Below are 271 nucleotides of genomic sequence, written 5' to 3'. Positions count from 1 at the left end.
CGCGACCGCTTCGACCTCGCGGAGCAGGTGCGAGGAGAGCAGGACGGTGCCGCCGCGGTCGGCGAAGTCGCGCAGCAGCCCGCGCATCCAGAAGATGCCTTCCGGGTCGAGGCCGTTCGCCGGCTCGTCCAGGATGAGGATGCTGGGCTCGCCGAGGAGTGCGTGGGCGAGTCCGAGGCGCTGGCGCATGCCGAGCGAGTACTGCCCGACCCGCTTCCGTGCGGCTTTCGCGTCCAGCGCGACGGTGTCGAGTACGGCGTTCACCCGGGTC

1 protein-coding gene is annotated in these 271 nt (G+C 71.6%); it reads right to left on the bottom strand.

The window, feature by feature from the left end; translation table 11 throughout:
- Window positions 1-271: ATP-binding cassette domain-containing protein (locus OP04_RS48200; protein WP_033346825.1), on the bottom strand; the 271-nt coding region annotated here is incomplete at both ends.

It is taken from the genome of Catenuloplanes japonicus (assembly GCF_000717135.1).
GTDB classification, from domain to species: Bacteria; Actinomycetota; Actinomycetes; order Mycobacteriales; family Micromonosporaceae; genus Catenuloplanes; species Catenuloplanes japonicus.
The sequence above is the reverse complement of the archived record's forward strand: the minus strand, read 5'-3'. Positions and strand labels throughout refer to the sequence as shown.